General features: G+C 59.5%; 19 protein-coding genes and 2 tRNA genes. 9 read left to right on the top strand and 12 right to left on the bottom strand.

Annotation, left to right across the window (positions count from 1 at the left end):
- Positions 1-56: 56 nt before the first annotated feature.
- Both IPK17_RS21325 and IPK17_RS21320 read right to left on the bottom strand, forming a co-directional pair.
- Positions 57-1,709 carry a hypothetical protein gene (locus tag IPK17_RS21325; RefSeq protein WP_343419717.1) on the bottom strand — a complete coding sequence of 551 codons (1,653 nt, stop codon included), beginning with the start codon at positions 1,707-1,709 and terminating at the stop codon, positions 57-59.
- 99 nt (positions 1,710-1,808) lie between these two features.
- Positions 1,809-2,018 (bottom strand): cold-shock protein, encoded by a 210-nt coding sequence (locus IPK17_RS21320; protein ID WP_343419716.1) that lies wholly within the window; start codon positions 2,016-2,018, stop codon positions 1,809-1,811.
- 139 nt (positions 2,019-2,157) lie between these two features.
- Here IPK17_RS21320 and IPK17_RS21315 point away from each other — a divergent pair, with 139 nt between their 5' ends.
- On the top strand, positions 2,158-4,458 hold the full coding sequence (locus tag IPK17_RS21315; RefSeq protein WP_343419715.1) for a ComEC/Rec2 family competence protein: 2,301 nt from the start codon (positions 2,158-2,160) through the stop codon (positions 4,456-4,458).
- Between the two features lie 131 nt (positions 4,459-4,589).
- On the opposite strand, the gene IPK17_RS21310 is transcribed toward IPK17_RS21315, so the two are convergent.
- The 3 genes from IPK17_RS21310 to IPK17_RS21300 form a co-directional block, all read right to left on the bottom strand.
- A complete protein-coding gene (locus IPK17_RS21310) occupies positions 4,590-5,858 on the bottom strand; it encodes an SUMF1/EgtB/PvdO family nonheme iron enzyme (protein WP_343419714.1) in 1,269 nt (422 codons plus the stop codon).
- Between the two features lie 191 nt (positions 5,859-6,049).
- Entirely contained in the window at positions 6,050-7,279 is a 1,230-nt protein-coding gene (locus IPK17_RS21305) for a glycoside hydrolase 5 family protein (protein ID WP_343419713.1), read from the bottom strand.
- Positions 7,280-7,282: 3 nt separating this feature from the next.
- Complete coding sequence (locus tag IPK17_RS21300; protein WP_343419712.1) at positions 7,283-7,696, bottom strand: hypothetical protein; 414 nt, start codon at positions 7,694-7,696, stop codon at positions 7,283-7,285.
- A gap of 98 nt (positions 7,697-7,794) precedes the next feature.
- On the opposite strand from IPK17_RS21300, the gene IPK17_RS21295 reads away from it, so the two are divergent.
- The 5 genes from IPK17_RS21295 to IPK17_RS21275 all read left to right on the top strand — a co-directional run bounded on the left by IPK17_RS21295 (position 7,795) and on the right by IPK17_RS21275 (position 12,684).
- Entirely contained in the window at positions 7,795-8,772 is a 978-nt protein-coding gene (locus IPK17_RS21295; RefSeq protein ID WP_343419711.1) for a YihY/virulence factor BrkB family protein, read from the top strand.
- A 154-nt stretch (positions 8,773-8,926) separates the two neighbouring features.
- Positions 8,927-9,427: a transcription antitermination factor NusB gene (gene nusB, locus IPK17_RS21290; RefSeq protein WP_343419710.1), complete on the top strand. Its 501-nt coding sequence runs from the start codon at positions 8,927-8,929 to the stop codon at positions 9,425-9,427.
- Positions 9,405-10,196, top strand: coding sequence for a twin-arginine translocase subunit TatC (gene tatC, locus IPK17_RS21285; protein WP_343419709.1), 792 nt, complete (start codon positions 9,405-9,407; stop codon positions 10,194-10,196). The genes nusB and tatC overlap by 23 nt, the downstream gene beginning before the upstream one ends.
- Positions 10,193-11,083 (top strand): arginase, encoded by an 891-nt coding sequence (rocF, locus tag IPK17_RS21280; protein WP_343419708.1) that lies wholly within the window; start codon positions 10,193-10,195, stop codon positions 11,081-11,083. The genes tatC and rocF overlap by 4 nt, the downstream gene beginning before the upstream one ends.
- Positions 11,084-11,286: 203 nt before the next feature.
- Positions 11,287-12,684: an alkaline phosphatase family protein gene (locus IPK17_RS21275; protein ID WP_343419707.1), complete on the top strand. Its 1,398-nt coding sequence runs from the start codon at positions 11,287-11,289 to the stop codon at positions 12,682-12,684.
- 20 nt (positions 12,685-12,704) lie between these two features.
- On the opposite strand, the gene rlmN is transcribed toward IPK17_RS21275, so the two are convergent.
- Genes rlmN through IPK17_RS21260 form a run of 3 tightly spaced genes read right to left on the bottom strand, consistent with a single transcriptional unit; the run spans position 12,705 to position 15,873 of the window.
- The gene (rlmN, locus tag IPK17_RS21270) at positions 12,705-13,787 is read right to left on the bottom strand and encodes a dual-specificity RNA methyltransferase RlmN (protein WP_343419706.1); all 1,083 of its coding nucleotides are present in this window, start codon (positions 13,785-13,787) and stop codon (positions 12,705-12,707) included.
- Positions 13,784-14,872 (bottom strand): hypothetical protein, encoded by a 1,089-nt coding sequence (locus IPK17_RS21265; RefSeq protein WP_343419705.1) that lies wholly within the window; start codon positions 14,870-14,872, stop codon positions 13,784-13,786. The genes rlmN and IPK17_RS21265 overlap by 4 nt, the downstream gene beginning before the upstream one ends.
- Positions 14,869-15,873, bottom strand: coding sequence for a CPBP family intramembrane glutamic endopeptidase (locus IPK17_RS21260; protein ID WP_343419704.1), 1,005 nt, complete (start codon positions 15,871-15,873; stop codon positions 14,869-14,871). The genes IPK17_RS21265 and IPK17_RS21260 overlap by 4 nt, the downstream gene beginning before the upstream one ends.
- 116 nt (positions 15,874-15,989) lie before the next feature.
- Here IPK17_RS21260 and IPK17_RS21255 point away from each other — a divergent pair.
- Both IPK17_RS21255 and IPK17_RS21250 read left to right on the top strand, forming a co-directional pair.
- Positions 15,990-16,078: transfer RNA gene (locus IPK17_RS21255), tRNA-Ser, on the top strand.
- A gap of 14 nt (positions 16,079-16,092) precedes the next feature.
- A tRNA-Ser gene (locus tag IPK17_RS21250) sits at positions 16,093-16,183 on the top strand.
- A gap of 1,036 nt (positions 16,184-17,219) precedes the next feature.
- Here IPK17_RS21250 and IPK17_RS21245 read toward each other — a convergent pair.
- The 4 genes from IPK17_RS21245 to IPK17_RS21230 all read right to left on the bottom strand — a co-directional run bounded on the left by IPK17_RS21245 (position 17,220) and on the right by IPK17_RS21230 (position 18,612).
- Complete coding sequence (locus tag IPK17_RS21245) at positions 17,220-17,876, bottom strand: recombinase family protein (RefSeq protein ID WP_343419703.1); 657 nt, start codon at positions 17,874-17,876, stop codon at positions 17,220-17,222.
- 15 nt (positions 17,877-17,891) lie between these two features.
- On the bottom strand, positions 17,892-18,068 hold the full coding sequence (locus IPK17_RS21240) for a hypothetical protein (protein ID WP_343419702.1): 177 nt from the start codon (positions 18,066-18,068) through the stop codon (positions 17,892-17,894).
- A 79-nt stretch (positions 18,069-18,147) separates the two neighbouring features.
- Positions 18,148-18,270 carry a hypothetical protein gene (locus tag IPK17_RS21235; protein ID WP_343419701.1) on the bottom strand — a complete coding sequence of 41 codons (123 nt, stop codon included), beginning with the start codon at positions 18,268-18,270 and terminating at the stop codon, positions 18,148-18,150.
- Positions 18,271-18,468: 198 nt separating this feature from the next.
- Complete coding sequence (locus IPK17_RS21230; protein WP_343419700.1) at positions 18,469-18,612, bottom strand: hypothetical protein; 144 nt, start codon at positions 18,610-18,612, stop codon at positions 18,469-18,471.
- Positions 18,613-18,650: 38 nt separating this feature from the next.
- Between IPK17_RS21230 and IPK17_RS21225 the strand changes: the two genes are divergently transcribed.
- Positions 18,651-19,016 (top strand): ImmA/IrrE family metallo-endopeptidase, encoded by a 366-nt coding sequence (locus IPK17_RS21225; RefSeq protein WP_343419781.1) that lies wholly within the window; start codon positions 18,651-18,653, stop codon positions 19,014-19,016.
- The last annotated feature ends 118 nt before the right edge of the window (positions 19,017-19,134 follow it).

The raw sequence follows: 19,134 nt of genomic DNA, 5'->3' as shown, positions 1-19,134 counted from the left end.
ATATCATTGTACATTCGCGGTAGGCGGTTTGTCGAAGGGGGAAATCCTGCCCCTGCTCAGCCACCGCCGATGAGCGCGCGATTGGTGCGCAGCGTTGTCCCGGGTGCAATCACGACGTTCGTCCCCACGAGCTCGGCGGCGGTGAGCGCATCGATCACCTGACCAGTCGTCGTATTGCCGCTCACCTGCAAGCGAATAATCACTATTTGCGCGGGATCGATGATCAAATCGGGGCGCAGCGGCGAGTGAAGACCCGCCTCGTCGACGACGATACAGCCGATCCGGAGTTCGCACGGTGGCGCAGCCTCCGCCCGCGGATAAACCCCATCGCCGAGCATACCATAGACACTATACAGACGATCCAGCATCTGCGGGAAGTTGATATCGCCCATATTCAGCGCCAAAACCTCAGGGTCAGCCAGGTCGGTGACCACCAGCAGATACGGACGCGCCTCCAGTGCTAACGTCGGCAGAGCGGTCTGAATGGCGGCCAGCGACTGCGTACGGGTAGCATTGATCTGCGCATACTCTGTTTGGGCGGCCAGAACCGCGGCAGCCCCGAGCGCGACCAGTCCACCCGCCGCCCCCGCCGCGCCCATACGCGCCAGTGAACGCAATTTGAGCTGCTCGCCGATCAGCAACCCGAGAGCGATCAGCAGCAGCGGCGCAGCGAACATTGCCGGATACAGCAGGCGCACGTTCTCCGCCAAGCCGAAACTGGTCGGGGCCGCCCCACCAATCGTCACCAGCGTCACGCCAGCGGCGACCGTCACCGTCTGCGCCATGGCAAACCGCGTGAGCTGCGCAGCGCGCAGCCGCCACCACAGCAGCGCCGCGACCACCAGCCCTCCGACCGCAATGATCACCGGTGAACCAGAATTAAGCGCCTCGACAGCCGGGCGCGGATCGAAGAGCACGCGAATGCCCATGATGCCCTGCTCTATGATCCAGCCGGGGCTCAGACGAATCCCCCCGGTGCCGGGGAACAAGATCGCCAACAAGTACACGTAGATCACAACCGCGCCGCCATAGGGCAGCATATCGATCAGCGCGCGCCGTGCCCACGGCCAGAACGCTTCGCGCTGTTCCGGGGGTAGTTCCGCCCGCGCGAACCACGCGATCACCGGTAGCAAGAAGAAAAAGAGTGCTGTCGGCTCATAGGCGGCGAACGCGAGGACAAAGAGACCAAACGCTACCACCCCCAACAGCGCATGCTGCCGACCGCCGCGCACATAGGCGAGATACGCCCACAGCGCCAGCCACGCGAACCCGAGCGGCAGATTGCGCACGGTCAGCGTGGGAAACTCGAAATTCGCGCGCGTATCGAGCAGGCTCACGGCGAAGATCAGCGCGGCAGCCAGCGCCAACGCCCGGGCTTGGCCGCGCGTGAAGCTCGTGATGAACAGATAGGCACACACGGCGGCGGTGTAGTGCGAGAGAAAAGCGGTAGCGTACCACAGCGTGGAAGTGCCATTCGCCAGCACCTGAATCACAGCGGGGTAAGGCGCGCCGAGCAGGTGCCGCGACCAATGCTCGGTCACCAGCCAGTGTGATCCGCCAATGATGCCTGCTTGCGCCAGATGATAATCGTAGGCCAGCACATCGCCGAAAAAGCCGAGGTTGAGCCCACGCGCCAACAGCAGCAGGAACAGACCCGCCAGAATCAGGCACAGCAGCGTAAGGTCGATGGCAGATGGGCGCAGACGCATGGGCGACTCTCCTGAGGGTAACACGTGCGGTGATTCTAATGTCCGAAAATAAAAGCGCCACCCTTGCGGATGGCGCATTTGTTGTCGATCACTTTTTAACTAGAGCGCAACAACGTTACTAGCTTGCAGGCCTTTCGGCCCCTGCTCAAGGGTGAATTCAACCTTCTGCCCTTCTTGCAGTGTGCGAAAACCGTTCCCTTTAATGGCAGAATAATGCACGAAAACGTCCGGTCCACCTTCACGGGCAATGAAACCATAGCCCTTCGTGCCGTTGAACCACTTCACCGTACCTTCAATACGACTGGACATGCCGTCCCAACTCCCCTGCAATAGCTTTGATCCAATTCATAGAAACGGCATTACTCAACTCAATAAAGCGTTGCGTCCTGCCTTATTTCTACATCATGTTATCATACGGGAAATGCGTTTTTTTGTATAGAGGCGAAGAATGAGAATTGTGTACCTCGCCCTCGCGTGGATGGGCGGGATTCTTCTCTCAAAGGCGCTGCCCGCGATCCCCCTGTTGGGCTGGGTCTGGCTCGCCGTGATCGGCCTGCTACTGATGCGAACACGTGTTCGCTGGCTCGTGTTGATTCTGGCGTTGGGTGCGCTGCGCATGGCGGTCATGCCGAGCACTGCCGATCTGGCTCAATTTAACGGTCTGGGTGGGCTAACGGTTGAAGGGGTGATCGTCGGTGAGCCCGATCGGCGTGATGACCGAGTGCAGATCACCATCGCCGCCGACACGGTGACGCGTCTCGGCGCGACCACGCCGACGAACGGTCAGGTGCTGGTCTACGCCCCGCCGAGCGCCGACGCTCGCCCCGGCGACCGCGTGCGCGCCACCGGGACGCTCACCACCCCCGGCACCTGGGATCGCTTCTCGTATCAGGACTACCTCGCGCGCAGCGGCATCTACAGCCTGATGCGCGACGGCAGCATCGAAACGGTGACGCCCGCCGACTCGGTCTCGCCGCTGATCACCCTGCGTCAGCAAGCCGCCGATCATATCGCCGCTGCGCTGCCCGAACCTGCCGCCGGACTGCTCACCGGGATTCTGCTCGGCAATGAGCGCGGCATCGCGCCGGAAGTCGCCGACGCCTTCAGCGTGACGGGCACGGCGCATGTGATCGCCATCAGCGGCTTCAACATGGTGCTGATCAGCGGCATGGTGATCGGGTCGCTGCGCCGCTTGCGCGTCCCGCGCCGCCTCGCCGCCGTGATCAGCATCGCCGTGATCGTCACCTACACGATCTTCGTCGGCGGGAGCGCCGCCGTCACCCGCGCCGCCGTGCTGTGCATCCTGCTCGTGATCGCCGAGAACACCCGCCGCAAAACCTACACCCCTGCTTCACTGGCGTTCGCCGCACTCCTGCTCTCGCTCATCAACCCAACCGTGTTATGGGATGCGGGCTTCCAGTTGAGCTTCTTCGCCGCGCTCGGCCTGACCGCCTTCTCCGAGCCGATTGCCAAGCGCCTCAATCCACTCTTCGGGTTACCTGCCGCTGACGATGACCACGCCCCGACCGTCGGGCAGAACTTCCGCGCCTTGATCGCCGAACCGCTGATCACGACGCTGGCCGTGGCGATCTTCATCGTCCCGCTGACCGCGCTGCACTTTGGGCGCTTGTCGGCGGTGATGCCGCTCGTCAACGTGCTGATCATCCCCGTGCAGCCCGCGATCCTCGTGCTCGGTGGGCTGGCCACGCTGATCGCCTTCGCCGCACCCATCGTCGCGCAGGTCATCTACTGGCTAACGCTTGTGCCGCTCACGTGGACGATTGAGGTCGTGCGCCTATTCGCCCGCGTGCCCGCGTTTGACACCTACCCGCATCCCAATTTCATCGCCGTGACCCTCACCGCTTTGATCGGAGTCGCCATGCTGACTGCCAAACCCCGTTGGATTGACCGGATTGCCGCCGCGATCAACCGCCTGCTGCCGCTGGCGTTCGCCGGGTGCGCCGCGATCCTCGTGCTGACCACCGCCGCCATCACCAGCCGACCGGATGGCCGCCTGCATGTGTGGTTCCTCGACATGGGCGGGGGCAACGCCGCGCTGATCACGACGCCGGGGGGCGCGCACATCCTCATCGACGGCGGGCGCTATCCGTCGCGCCTGCTGACCGCGCTCGGCGACCGCCTGCCCTTCACCGACCGCGCGCTGGAAGCCGTCATCCTCACGCAGCCGGACGAGCGGCAGTATGGCGCGATTCCCGCCGTGCTCAGCCGCTACAGCGCGGGCGCGATTCTCACGCACGGACAGCCGAATCTCAGCCCCGCCTATGGCGATCTGCTCGTCGCCCTAGCGCCCTACCCCGTCGTGACCGCCCGCGCGGGCTACACGCTGACCGTCGACGATGGCGTGCGGCTCGAAGTGCTGCACCCCGCCGCGCAGCCCGACATCAGCGCGCCGCTGGACGACAACGCGCTCGTGCTGCGCCTGACCTATGGCGAAACCTCGTTTCTGTTCACCTCGGAGTTGAGTCGGGCGGGTCAAACCGCGCTGCTGAGTTCGGGCGCAGCGCTCGGCGCGGCGGTGCTGCAACTGCCGGGGAACGCCTTCACGCGCTCGCTGGACGCCGATTTCCTCGCGGCGGTTGATCCGCAGGTGGTGGTGTTGCAGGCGGACGGCATCACCCCGCCCGATCTTGACGTACTCAGTATGGTCGAGGATTTGCCGCTGTTCAGGACGGATCAAGGTGGAACGATTGAGATTATCAGCGATGGAGATGATGTGTGGGTAGAATAGATAAGTGTTACAAGAAATCCAGCAAAGTGGAATTCTTCCAGTCCGAAAAGACAAGTACGAATGTCGAATTTTGTGGGGACAGATCTGCTAATTAAAATGTTGAGACTAGGAACATGAGTGTTTTTCGGCAATTAGGGGGATTGTGCGCAACGAAACCCGTAATTATCATCCCAATACTCAGGAGTAGCCCACCAACGAAAACTAACACCAAGTTGTTCAGAGTCGTAAAACCAGCAACCACCTCGTAGGACACGGGCAACAGCTCCTCGCAAATCAACCTGCCCACTCTCCCAGTTTGTCAAACACCATTCCCATACGTTACCGACCATGTCAATCACTCCATAGGGACTCGCCCCGTGCAGATATCGAGTAACTTTGGTAGTAGTCTCTGGATGGGCATCGGCCAATTTGTTACTGCAAAAATCATTGTCCCAGTTATTTCCCCAAGGAAAAATCCGCTTATCATCACCCTGAGCTGCACGTTGCCATTGCTGTTCGGTGGGTAATTCTATGTTTTCATTTACCTGAGCTTTTAGCCAACGGGTAAATGCTACCGCTGAAAACCATGTTACATTTTCACGTGGGCATTCACCACACAATAGGTGATCTGCAGCCACAGACTTGGGGTACTCTGCTCGCCACATCCGGGCGTCTTTTGAAAAGTTCCACCAACCATCGTCACACCATCCGTCAGATGAATTTACAAAAACATCGAATTGCTCATTAGTAATCGGATAGCGCGAAATTCGGAACTCGGGAATATTGAAGTTCTGGGCTTGTTTCAAATAGCCCTTAGGCTCAAGCGTAACTTGCCCAGAAGGAATCGCACACCACTCGAACGGTTCCGGTATGATTTTGCCGACCCAATCCGGTTTGATGATGATCGGGAATTGACGCGTATCTTTTTGGGGTTCTTCAGACGAGGCATGCTTCGTCCCTCTGGGTGTCTGGAAGGCCGAGTCTGCTAGCTCCCCTTCTTGAATTCGGGAGATGGCCGGGGGTGGGGTCGGCCATGCAAACCCTAAACGCATCAACTCCGCGCCGAGTTTTGTCAGGGCGACGTCAAAGTCACGCTGATGGAAGTCGACGTACTGCAAACGATGCAGTTGAAACGGCATTTCAGCGGGTTTCCACCACACCGGAATGATCGGTTTCTTTTTCTGGTGGTAGTATTCCCATTCATCTGCCACGTTCTCCGAGGCCATCGAGTCGGGCGTGACGATGAGGAGCATCAATTCGCCCCAGTCCAGCCCCTGTTGAATCGCTTTACTCCATTTCATCCCTGCTGGAATGTCAGCCAAATCGATCCACACCTCTGCGCCGTGTTCACGGAGCGCGTCAGCGAGTTTCGCGGTGAAGTCATTGTCTTTGCTGCTGTGACTGATGAAGATTTTGGGCATGGGCGTTATTTGAGAACAGGAACGGATATTACCGCCTATTATAGCGTGAACCCGTTATCGAGCGGAAATGGTAGGGACGCGCTACATCGCGTCCGTGTTTCCCTGTCCAAACAAAAAAGGACGCCATGGTTGGCGTCCCTACTCAGTCCTCAGTCCTCGAACCTCAGTCCTCTGTTGGCGGCTGAAGCTGCCTAAAACTCCAACCGGATGCCACCGGGCTTGTACTGCTCGTACAGGCGAATCGTGTGCAGTGCCGGTTCCTCGTAGAACGCGTCCGGCGTGATGTCGAGCGTCACCGTGCGCTGCGCAGGCTGCACGGTCGGCTGGGTCGCCGCGAAGCGCTTGATCACCTCGGCGTGCGGCTTGAGCGTGCCATCCGGGCGCACCAAGCCGAAGAAGCGTTCGTGCCACGAGTCGCGGCACGGCGGCTTGTCCCACAGTTCGGGGATGTAATCGGCGTAGCACCACATCATCGCCCCCGTCGCGCCCACTTCGACCAGCTTGGGCAGCACGGCTTCGATGTACGCGGCGAACTCGTCTTCCGACGCCATCAGCACTTCGCGATCCTCACCATACGGCTGCCACTTCCAGATCTCCGACGGCTTCCCCGGCGCGTTGGTGCACCCGCCGAACTCTTCCATGAGCGTCGGCTTGCCGCACAGCGCCGAGGTCAGCGCGCAGGTGTACGGCACCCAATCGGGGTCGAGCGGGTCGCGCACGACATGGATGTACTGTGGATAGGAGTGCATCACCGGCACGTCCATCAGATTGAACGTCTGGTGGATGCGATGCGGGCGGTTGTCGAACAGGCTGGCGGAATGCAAGCCGCACGTCAGCAGATGCTGCGGGTCGAGCCCCTTGATGAGATCGCGCATCTCGGTGAGCCAGCCGATGGCGGTCGCTTCGTCGGGCGGGATGGCGAACAAATCCGGCTCATTGCCGAGATTCCACATCCACACGCCGGGGTGATCCTTATAGGCATCGACCACCGTCCGCACCTGCAAGCGCTGCGCCGCCCGCGCCACGGGATCGATGTAGCTGTTGCGGTAGCCAATGTTGACGATCTCGCCGCCGCTCACCAGCTTGTCCTGGCCAATCGGCGGCTCGTTCGGGTCGAGCAGCCACTTGGGCGACCAGTTCGGGCCGCTCATGTGCCCGGTGAAAAAGGTCACATCGAGGCCGAGACCATGCTCCGCCGCGATATCCAGCACGGTGCCGAGGTTGCGCAGGCAGTCCGCCGACACGCTGTCCGGCGTCGGCTGCCAGTCGTCCCACAGCAGGAAGATGCGCACCACCGTCATGCCGAGGTCACGGATCACGGCGAATTCTTCGCGCACTTCGCCCGCGTCAAAGTCTGACCACCAGTACATCGCTTTGCGGCGCGGCCAATAGTTCACGCCAAGGATAAACGATTCGCTCATGGGTTAAATCCGCTGGTGCACAAGCCAGAACATGAAGAAATACACCGCACCGAGCAGCCCCGCCATGATCGCGAAGGGCGTCGAACGGATTTTGGAGCTGGACTTCGGCTTGCGCGTCATCCCCACGGCGATCAAGGGGAAGACCAGCATCCCTACATTGATCACGTACATGCCGAAATCTTTCTTTTCGAAGATGGGCGCGCCCGGCTTGACGATAGCCGCCGTGCTCAGCTTGGCGACAATGACGAACAGCAGCACGCCCGCGATCAGCAGCGTGGGGATCATATTCTTGTCCGGGGTCGTAAACAGCGCGAGCAGCGCCAGAAAGAAAATGATATAGAGCAGAATATCAAAAACAATGAACTGTGGCGTAGGCAGGAGATACGACATGACCTGCTGGAAGTTGAGATTGTCCACGAGAGCGTCTCCTTCACGATGACATGGAATCAATAGTAGCATAACTCCCACGTGTGGTAGTATAGAAGCATGTTGCACTGCGGATTACGGGAGCAGCTATGCTGAGGAAACGCATCCACCACTGGGGGCAGCGCGTCGATTCATGGTGGGCGGCGCACCCGGCCATGACGCGGGCACTTCCTACGTACCTCGCGCGGGCGATCTCCAATTTCTTCAGCTATGGCGCGCGGCAGGCGGCGGCGCTCTCCTACTACGCCATCTTCTCCGTGTTTCCGCTCACGCTGCTGTTCGCAGTTGTGCTCAGCCGCGTGGTCACCCCTGTGTTCGAACCTGTGATCGCCGCGCAGCAGATCGAATTCGGCATTGAGCCCTTTTTGCCCGCCGGGGCAACGCAAACGCTTCAGCTCTTTGAGGACAACCTCACGCAAGCGCTGGAACAAGGCGCCTCCTTCAGCCTGATCGCCGTGCTCGGCCTGATCTGGTCGGGCTTGGGGCTGTTCTCCAATATCACCTCTTCGCTCGACTTCATCTTCCATGTGCCGTCCAGCCGCAGCATCTGGCATCAACGGCTCGTCGCGGTCATCATGGCGATGGTGCTGATCATTTTGCTGGCGACCTCCTTCCTCACCTCGGCGGCGCTGCGCCTGGTCGGCGCGCTGCTGCTGGAACGTCCCAGCCTGTGGCTCAACATCGGCACGATCTTCCTGCCGCTCGGGCTCAACATGGTGATCTTCGCCCTGCTCTTTCGCTACGTCCCGGCGCGGCGTGTCCACTGGGACGCCGTGTGGCCTGCGGCGATCTTCGGCGGAGTCGGCTGGGAGCTGGCGAAGTGGGCGTTTAGCTGGTATCTGACCAACATCGCCAACTACCAGTTCATCTACGGCACGCTCTCCACGGCGATCATTCTGCTCTTCTGGGCGTACCTGATCGCCTCGATCTTCCTGCTCAGCGCGGAACTGTGCGCGCAGCTCAACGAATGGCTGCTCGACCGCCATTGGCAGGAAGAGACCGAGCAGTACCTCGAAGGCAAAGCCACGCCGCGCCTCCCCGACCAGACACGGCAAATTGGGGATTAAGCCTGAATCACTGCCAGCTTGCACGGCTGTTGGCTTTCCTCCCTGAATTCGGGGTGGGGTCGAAAAGTCGCTTTGCGCCGCCGCTATATCCCAGAGTAGGCAAATGGCGCGCTTTGGAGTACACTGAGTCCGTTTTCTTGGAGAGACAATCAGCGTGAGCGACTTACCACACGATGATCTCGCGCCAGACGCACCGCTCGATGCCCGCAGTCTCGCTCGGCGGATCGCGCTGCAAATCCTTTACGAGATCGATACCACCACCCATAAACCGGGGAACGTCATTGCTATCCACCTACAGGTCCAGCAGCCCGGCGAGAAAGCGGCCAAATTCGTACGCGAACTCGTCGTCGGTGTGATGGAGCACCGCCCGGCCATCGACGCCGCGATCACGCGGTACGCCTCGGAATACCCGCTCGAACAACTGGCCGTCGTGGATCGCAATATCCTGCGCATGGCAATCTACGAGTTCGCGGTCAGCGAGCGCACGCCCGTTGGCGTCGCCATTGATGAAGCGGTCGAATTGGCTAAGGTCTTTGGCGCAGACGGAACGCCCAGTTTCGTCAACGGCGTGCTCGGTTCACTGGCCGACGACGCCGAGTATCTGACGCAGTTGCAGCAAAAGGAGGACGCGGATGACCTCGCAGATCAAGCCTAAAACCCCGCCTCCGCCTCCGGTTGTACCGGAAGAGGAGATCGAAGACGGGCACGAGCTGCGCATGAGCTTGCTGGAGCATCTCGACGATCTCCGCACAACGCTCACTCGCGCTGCCATTGCCCTCATTATCGGCATCGTGATCGCGCTGCCGCTCACCCAACCGATCCTCGAATTTCTGCGCCAGCCCTACGGCGAACGCTTCCAAATCCTCGACCCCACCGGCTCGGTGATCTCATTCTTCCGCGTGACGCTGATGATCGGCGCGATCATCTCCATTCCGGCGACGACCTATCAACTGCTGCTGTTCATCATCCCCGGCATGACCAAGCAGGAGAAGAAATACCTGTTTCGCGCCATCCCGGCGATCACGCTGCTTTTCCTGATCGGCGTGATCTTTGCGTGGACGATCCTCATCCCACCCGCGCTCGACTTCCTGCAGGGCTTTCAATCAGAAACGTTCAAAGCGGAGTGGACGGCGGACGGCTATCTCGGTTTTGTGACCGCGCTCGTCTTCTGGATGGGTGTCGCCTTCGAAACCCCACTGATCTTCTTCGTACTGGCGTTGATGGGGATGGTCGAAGCGCGCACGCTGGCGCGCAACTGGCGCATCGCGATCATCGCGTCCGCCGTGGCCGCGGCCTTCATCACCCCGACAGTTGATCCGGTGAACATGTTCCTCGTCATGGGGCCGCTCATGGCGCTCTACGGCTTGAGCATCATTCTCGTCATGATCGGACGACGCATCAGCAAGGTGGACGCGCAGGCATGAAAAGTATCTGTATTTACGGTGCTCCCATGGACTTAGGGCAAAAGCGGCGCGGCGTGGACATGGGCCCGAGCGCCATTCGCTATGCGGGTTTACAGGATCGCTTGGCGAAACTCGGCTATAACGTCACCGATCACGGGAATATCAGCGTGCCCGTCTTGGAGCAGATTGAACCGAATCCGCTGGACGAGCGCGCGTATAACGCGCATGCCATCGGGCAGATCTGCACCAGCATTCACGATCACATGCTGCAGGTCATCACGGACGGCAGCATCGGCATCTGTCTCGGCGGCGATCACAGTATCGCGCTCGGCACCGTTGCCGCCGCGCTGGATCGCCCGCAGAAAGTCGGCGTGCTGTGGATCGACGCGCACGGTGACTTCAACACGCCCGAAACTTCACCCTCCGGCAACGTGCACGGGATGGTCGTCGCCGCGCTGATGGGCCAATGCCCGCCCGTGCTCACCGTCGGCAATCAGCGCTTGCGCCCGGATCAGATCGTCTTCATCGGCATCCGCGACCTCGACCCCGAGGAAAAACGTGCCATGCGCGAAGCGGGCGTCAAAGTGTTCACGATGCGCGACATCGACGAGAACGGCATGGCGACCGTCGTCAGCGCCGCCTTGAATGCGCTCGGCAATGTCGATGTGCTGCACGTCAGCCTCGACATGGATGCGCTCGATCCGCGGCACGCGCCCGGCGTCGGCACGCCCGTCCCCGGCGGGCTCACCTACCGGGAAGCACATCTGCTGCTCGAAATGCTCGCAGATGATGGCCGCACGCGCACGCTCGATATCGTCGAAGTCAATCCGATTCTGGATAACAACAATCGTACAGCGCGCATCGCCGTCGAACTCGCCGCGAGTCTGTTCGGCCAGCGCATTCTGTAGGCAGTTGACAGCGACGGCAGATGGATAGAGGGGCTGCGCCCGAAAATGGGCAGACACATCGGTCTGCCCCTACACTCGGACTGTCGGGACCTTGCTTGAGCACAGCATCAAAATCCCTCTAAAAACTAATCTTGCCGCCTGTGCGTGGGCATCATTTCAGGCTAGTTTTTTCGCTAACCGCTAATCGCTAATGGCTATCCCCTATGTTCAACGTGTTCCGCCGCAAACCGAAGCGCGTCCTCGTGCTCGGCTTAGACTGCGCCAGCCCGGATCTCATCTTCAACCAGTTCAAAGCCGATCTCCCGACGTTCAGCCGCTTGATGTCAGCGGGCACGTGGGGTGAACTCGAGTCCTCAATTCCGTGTATTACCGTACCTGCCTGGTCAAGTATGCTCTCCAGCCGCGACCCCGGCGTGCTCGGCGTGTACGGCTTCCGCAACCGCACGGACTACAGCTACAAGGAACTCGGTGTGGCGAATGGCGACGCGATCAAAGTGAAGCGCTTGTGGGATTACCTGCCGGACAAAACGTCGATCATCCTCAATGTGCCGCAGACCTTTCCGGCCCGCCCGCTCAACGGCGCTATGGTGACGGACTTTCTCACCCCTAACCTCGACAGCGCCTTTACCTACCCCGCCGCGCTCAAGACCGAAGTGCTGCGCGTCGTGCCAGAGTACGCTTTCGATGTGAAGAACTTCCGTACCAACGACAAAGAGCGCTTGCTGCGCGATCTCTACGCCATGACCGAGAAGCAGATGAAGCTCGTCAAGCACCTGCTCACAGTGCGGGATTGGGACTTCTTCATGCATGTCAACATCGGCGTGGATCGCGTACATCACGGTTTCTGGCGCTATCACGATCCGCTGCATCGCTTGTACACCCCCGGCAATCCGTTTGAGCACGTGATCCGCGACTACTACAAACTCATGGACACGTTCGCCGCTGAACTCATCGCCGCCGCGGGTGATGATACCCTCATCCTAATCGTGAGCGATCACGGCGTGGCGCGCATGGATGGCGGCATCTGCATCAACGAGTGGCTGTGGCGAAACGGTTGGCTGACACTCAAAACGCCGCCGCCCGCGGGCCAGATCACACGCTTTGACGACGCTGACATTGACTGGTCACAGACGAAAGCGTGGGCGAGCGGCGGTTACTATGGGCGCGTGTTCCTCAACGTTGCCGGGCGCGAACCACACGGGATCATTCCCGCAGCGGACTATGAATCCGTACGCGACGACCTCGCCGCGGCCATTCGCAGCATTCCCGGTGATCAGGGGCAACCGCTCAACCATCAGATCTACAAACCCGCCGAGATTTATCAGCAGGTCAACGGGATCGCGCCGGATTTGATGGTCTATTTCGGGGAATTGCACTGGCGGGCAGTGGGCAGCTTCGGACATGGTCAGCATTTCACGCTCGAAAACGATACCGGTCCTGACGACGCCAACCACGCGCCACAGGGCATGTTCATCCTCGTTGATCCGTCCAAGCGCGGACGTGGTGAGGTGCGCGGGCATCAGCTCATGGATATCGCCCCCACCCTGCTCACCCGCATGGGAATCAAACCGCCCGCGGAGATGCAGGGAAGTATAATTTAGGGTTGTATGGAGGACGCCATCTATTGCTCGGCGTCCTGCGCATCCTCAACCACGGTGACCGATTTCACGCGCTGGCGCTTGACCACTTCCGACTTGAGCTGACCGCAGCCTGCCGCGATATCAATGCCACGGCGAATGCGCATGGTCGCCGGCACGCCGTACTCGCTGAGAATCGCGATGAACGCCTCTATGCGCCCCCCCGCCGATGGTCCGCCGTGGTAGCCACCGGTCGGGTTGAGCGGAATGACGTTGACGTGACACTTCAGCCCGCGCAGCAGTTGACCGAGCGTGTGCGCTTGCTCCGGCGTGTCGTTTTCGCCCTGAATCAGCGTCCATTCAAACGTCATACGCCGCCCGGACTTCTCAACATACTCGCGACACGCCTGAATGAGTTCACTCAATGGGTAGCGACGGTTGACAGGCAGCAAAGCGCTGCGCTCGTCGTCGGTTGCCGCGTGCAGACTCACCGCCAGCTTGACCTGCAACCCCTCGTCAGCAAAGCGCTTGATCATCGGCACGAGGCCGACCGTGCTCACGGTGATGTGGCGCGCGCCAATACCCAGGTCGCTCATCAGGCGGCGCACCGCTTCAAGCGATGCCTCATAGTTATGGAACGGTTCGCCCATACCCATCAGCACAATGTTGCTCAGGCGTTCACCGCGCGCTTCGAGATCGCGCGCGAAGTACAGCGCCTGCTCAAAAATCTCGCTGCCGGTCAGATGACGGCTGAAGCCCATCTGCCCGGTCGCGCAGAACACGCAGCCCATCGCGCAGCCCGCCTGCGTCGAAATGCAGGCCGTCCGCCGATCATCGTCATATTCCATCAGCACCGATTCGATCAACTGCCCGTCGGCGAGTTGGTACAACCGCTTGAGTGTGCCATCGGCGCTCTCCTGCTCAGCGGCCAATGTCAAAGTTCCGAGCGTTGTCTCGGCATGCAGACGTTCGCGCAGGCTTTTCGGTAAATTGCTCATCGCGTCCAGTGAAGCCACGCGTTTATCGTACAACCACGTCCAGATCTGCTTGGCACGAAAGCGGGCTTCACCCCAACTGGCCAGCAAATCCGCGAGTTGCTCGAGGGTTAAATTGTAGAGATCAATCATCGTCGGTAACTCAGTACTACATATACAACAATCAGGATAACCAGCACAACAATCAAGAGTGTGACCACATTCGGCTGCGGCAGTCCGGTCGACTGCGGCGCGCTCGGCGTTTCCGTCGGCGCGATGAGGGGGCTGCCCGGCGGACGCGGCGTCACGGTGGCGGGATACGGAGTCCAGGTGCGCGACGGTGTGACGGTCGGTGCGCGCGATTGCGTCGACGTGGCGGCAAGGGTGGCAGTCGCGGTCGGTGCGGTGGTGGCGGTCACCGTCGCCGTGGGCGGAAGGGTCGCGGTCGGCGCCAGGGTCGGCAACTGGTACGGCGTGATGCCGTGCGCGATCTCAGCCGCGCGCGTGAAAATCCAGTTCTGCCAGTTCGGGAGCAGCGCTGCGTAGGCTTCGCCGACATGCCGCTGATAGGCGGTCGCGAAGTCGTCAGGATCTGCGGCCAGCGCGAACAACGCCCCGACCCCAGCCTGGTCAAGGATGTAGAGCATCATACCATAACTCTGCGCCTCCCAAAGGGGATCGGCGTTCGTCTGTTCCAGCGCCGGCAGCGAAAACAAGCGGTTCGCCCGAGCTGCATTCCGCACTTGCAGCAACCGTTCGGCCTTAGAAGATGGCGCATAGAAATCGGCGAGACCGGAAGCGAACCACGCCGGAAATCGCGCCGTCGGGTAGAAGCGCTCCAGCAGAGTCCGCGCAAGGGCCCGCTCCAGCGTTTCCCCCGGTGCCGGCTCCAGTAAATCATACCCGTCCAGATCAACTAACCTCACAGCGCATGGCTCAGGCGTCTCCTCTACCAGAATAACCGCTTCGCCCGTTTCCGTACGAGTGCAGCCCGGCAGTAGGCCATCTTCCACCACCAGCAGTTGAAAGCGCGGCTGCCGCCCAGTATTAGCCGCCATCAAGTCGTAGACTGGGGCGAATAGGTCGCGGAGCAATCCGGCGAGCCCAACCCGCGCGATCAGGCGCAACTGACCGTGCTCGGCAGTCACCCACCCCTCCGGCGGAAAGGGTTCATCTGTCGCTTCCTGAGCGTGAAGCGGTAAGGCAATGAGGAAGAGCAGCAGAATGAGTTTCTTCATGTTGACGTGACGAGAATTCCTAGAAACAGCTGGACAAAGTTGTAGATGAAGTGGGCGATGATCGCCGCGCTGGTGCTGTGCCTCTGGCGCAGCCAACCGAGCACCAATGACACTCCAAACAAAGCGAGCGTCGCCGGTGTTAGGGTGTACTGTGTATGCAGCACAGCGAAAAATACGCTTGTAAAGCCGATGCCAAACACGGGTTGGATTGCGCCGCGAAAGAAGACCTCTTCGCCTATACCGATCAGAATGCTGAGGACAAATACCTGCGGGATCGAACTGAACACACCGACTAACTGTTGTGATGCGGCAGTTTGTTCCGCAAACAACTCTGGCGAGGTGAGCAGTGCCCAGATCGCCACGAAGCCGATCACGCCGACATAGCACAGCAGCCCGTAACCTAGTCCCCAGTTGAAGTCTTCTGGTCGCGGGAAGCGCAGCCCCAACCGTGCAGCAGCTTGCTGCGGGGTCCGTCGCACCAACAGGCCAACGCCCAACAACGCCGAAAGAATCCAAATCGTCTGTGTAAGGATCAGGCTGGGAATGGCGCTCGTATCCGCTTGGATTTCCTCGGCCAATCCACCTAGCCCTCCACTCAAGGCAAAGTTGCTGAGGGTCACCGACGTCAGCGCGAGGACCAGCACGAACGCGGTCAGGTGAACCAGGGAATTCGGATCATACCCTGCCCCAAACACACGCCGCAGCGCAACGCGGAAGGGAAGAACTCGAACGGCTGCCAGTGAAACCAACGCAAGGGCTGCAGCGATCACAAGCGAAATCAATGCCGCCGTGAGCGAGATTTCGGGCAATGCTGAGTCCATGGCTGGATTAAGAGCGCCGAGCACCGCGGTCGCCGCATAGATAACGGGCAGAATCGCCATGCTCGTAACCAACATGCGAACGAGCGTTTCCCCTCGTCCAGTCGCCGCCTGTTGATTCGCAAGATAGATAATAATACCAATGTAGAAAAACGGGATTAGCTGTGCCAGTAGGTCTTGCATAACTCCACGCGGCGGCTCTCGCTGACAATGGATCTATTATAGCGCCTCTCCGCTCGATTTCCGGCATTGACCGTGTTTTCGCGTTATGCTATCATCGCTTTATATGCGACCTCCGAGGAGGGGTGGCCGAGTGGTTTATGGCAGTGGTCTTGAAAACCACCGTGTCGCTCGCGCGGCACCGTGGGTTCGAATCCCACTCCCTCCGCTCGACGCGCATATGGGGAGGTGCCAGAGTGGACGAATGGGGCCGCCTGCTAAGCGGTTATCGGGTGGTAACGCCCGATCGCAGGTTCGAATCCTGTCTTCCCCGCACGATTGGAGCTGACTCGAACATGCTCCTGAAGAACCGACGGTAGTGATACCGTCGGTTTTCTTTTCCGCTTTTCCCCGCTTGCTCTGCTTCTTGACCATCCGGAATTCATTGGTCAAATCGCGAAGATAAGCAAACGGCGTCCTCAATTCCAGTGCTACATTTCCTGCATCATTCACAACGACCCGATTTACAACTTGGCGCAAGAGTTCTTTCTGATCCTTACGCTCCAAGCCATTATACAGCATTCCAATCCGCGCGATAATTTGCAGCGCCATTTCCAAGTTGTCAATGTGCACCTGGTGACTAACCGTTAGGGTTTCCAGGGCGCGCGCGCACCTGATTGCGCCGGTCTTGCCACTCCGCCCAAGCGCATCCCAAATCTCTTCACTGATCTTGCCCGCTGCATAGAGACGCGCAGTCCGGTTCTTCCTCTTCGTCAGTCGCTTTCAAGACCGCTTCGAGGCGGGCACGTTCATCAGGGCGTGCGCCACCGATCTTGGTATTCAAATCAGAGGTGTATGCAGCCCGGATCAATGGTAACAAAATCGGGATCAACCTGAATACGCTGCAACTCTTTGCTGACACGCTTGTCGATTTCGGAACACAGAAAACTCACGCCACCGGCTGCCGCGACTCGGTAGTACGGCGTACCACCACCAGAACGACTGGAGTTGGACGTTGAACCCGTGAGCCGAATCGGCTTATTGCCTGGGCGCTTGATAGTAGATCAAGTTGGCTAACAGGTAATCCTGTTTGCGTCCAACCATTCGATGGTGTTGCGCCGCTCGAGGATAGCCAGCCGCATTCAAACTCCTCGGTCGTAATGAACGGTTCCCAGTTACCACGAACCGTTTTGGGCGCGATCCCATTCCGCTCACTGCACCCAGCCAGCATAAGACCAGTTATGGAAAATGGTAGACAGCGTATTGATATTCTGCTTTCGCTTACCTGACGCCGTGATTTCAACAAAGGGGCGTCCACGCCGATAGCTGTAACCCCGCGCATGAAGCGCTTCCTGCAATTTCCGGCAGAGTCAGTTTGTCCTCTGAGCAGAATCCCAGGCATACCGCCAGATGGGGGCGCGTTCGGGATCAAGTTCGATCCAGTGATCGACCGACCCTAACTCCTTCTTTTTGTCGAGATCCGTTTTCCCGACATGTTGAGGTAGCCATCGGGCGCTAGGCTTCGTATATCCGCCTGAGCGGCGCTTCGCCTGTAAGCCACCTTTCACGCGCACGCCGAGTAACTGCGACTCCCGGCGAGCGAGCGTGAAAGTCATCGTGACCAACACGCGCTGATCCATATGCATCGGGTCGATGTCCGGCATGTTGGCGAAACGAACCGCGACACCGAATTCATGGAGTTCATCAATCGCACGCATCGCCTCCGTGTCGTTGCGGCCAAACCGGTCAGCACGTTCGACGATGACATGGGAGAACTTGCCCATCCGCGCATCGTTCAGCAAGCGCTGGTACTCCGGCCGATTCGGCGTTGTGCCCGTGAGCACATCGATGTATTCGTCGTACACGGGCATCTCCGAACGTTTCAACACATTCTCTTCAATCGAAAACCGCTGCCGGGCACGCGAGAGTTCGGGCTTCTGATTCTCATCACTGCTCGTTCGGAGATAAACTGCCCATCCCGGTTGCGGCGGGACGGGTTCACCTCGTTTCCGCTTGTCGTACGCCATTTGCTGCCAACCCCATCAGGTATCCATGAACCGTGCATCAGGTTCACAATACCCGATTTCGCCTACTTCGTGATTTTCACCCCCAGTTTCTCCGTAGATGGATGTTGGATCGGCCTGCGCCGGGGTTCGGGACAGGATCTCAGCCACCTTGAAGAGGCGCTTGACGAGTTGTTCGGCATTGGGCATATCCATTGCAGTTCTCATCGCGCCTCGCCCGTTTCCCCCGCATGGGCTAATTCTGCGCGTTCGCGTTCAGTCACCGCCTGCTTAACTACCGTATAGATGAGATTGGCCAATGGACGATCTTCTTGATCCGCCAGACTTCCAGCTTGTCGTACAGCGCCTGCGGCAGTCGAAAGGCGATCCGCGCGGCAAAGGGTACATCTCGATTCATCTTGGGTCTCCTCTTGGTACGGCGTGTCACCAGAGTAATCCAAAGCCCGGATGCTCGTGTGCGACTTTTTGCCATTTACGTGTCAAAAATTGACAGTCTCATGCTCACTTTTGACAGACTGACAAAATGGTACCTAAACCCTACCATTCACAGCTTCGCTAGGCTGTTTATTTCCCTCGTCGAACTCTATACTTCCCCTCAGCCTTTTATCTCATGAGGGACACAGTGATTACTTTGAAGCGTGCCGAACGCGAGCTGCAGGCGGTGATTGAGCGCCTGCACTACGACTTTACGGCCTTTGAGATCCAGCACTTCCTCCAGCACCTGCAAGAGCAGCGCCAACGTCCGATTCAGGTCGTTGAGTTCCCTTTACGGCGGAAATCTATGGTTTATGGGTCCCAGCGCCGACGACCGACTACATTTTCGTCAACACGCACTTGCTGCCAGCACATCGCGTGCACACGCTGCTACATGAAATCGCGCACCTGCTGCTCAACCATCGAGGAGTCGACATCCGCTCGGTCCTGGGAGAGCCAGTCTGGCAGGCCCTCGGACTCTCGTCCGGAAGTGGGCATTTGCGCTCGACCGCCTTGAATGACTCGCCCGAGGATGAGGAAGCGGAGGTATTCGTTCTGCTCATTCAGCAGCGCGTCGCCCGCGCACGGCGATTGCAGGAGCTCTATGGGGAATCGACGTCGCTGCCGGCGATGCGTCCGTACGTCCACGGTCTCGACTTGAACAGCTAGCGGGTAGCGCATGGACGACAAAGCGATCATCTTCGGTTTCAATCTTCTGCTCTGGTTCTATCTCGCGTACCGATTCTCGGTGGCGCTCGCCAAACGCAAGATCACGAATGGCGCATCA

The sequence above is a fragment of the Candidatus Flexifilum breve genome (assembly GCF_016713355.1).
The sequence above is the reverse complement of the archived record's forward strand: the minus strand, read 5'-3'. Positions and strand labels throughout refer to the sequence as shown.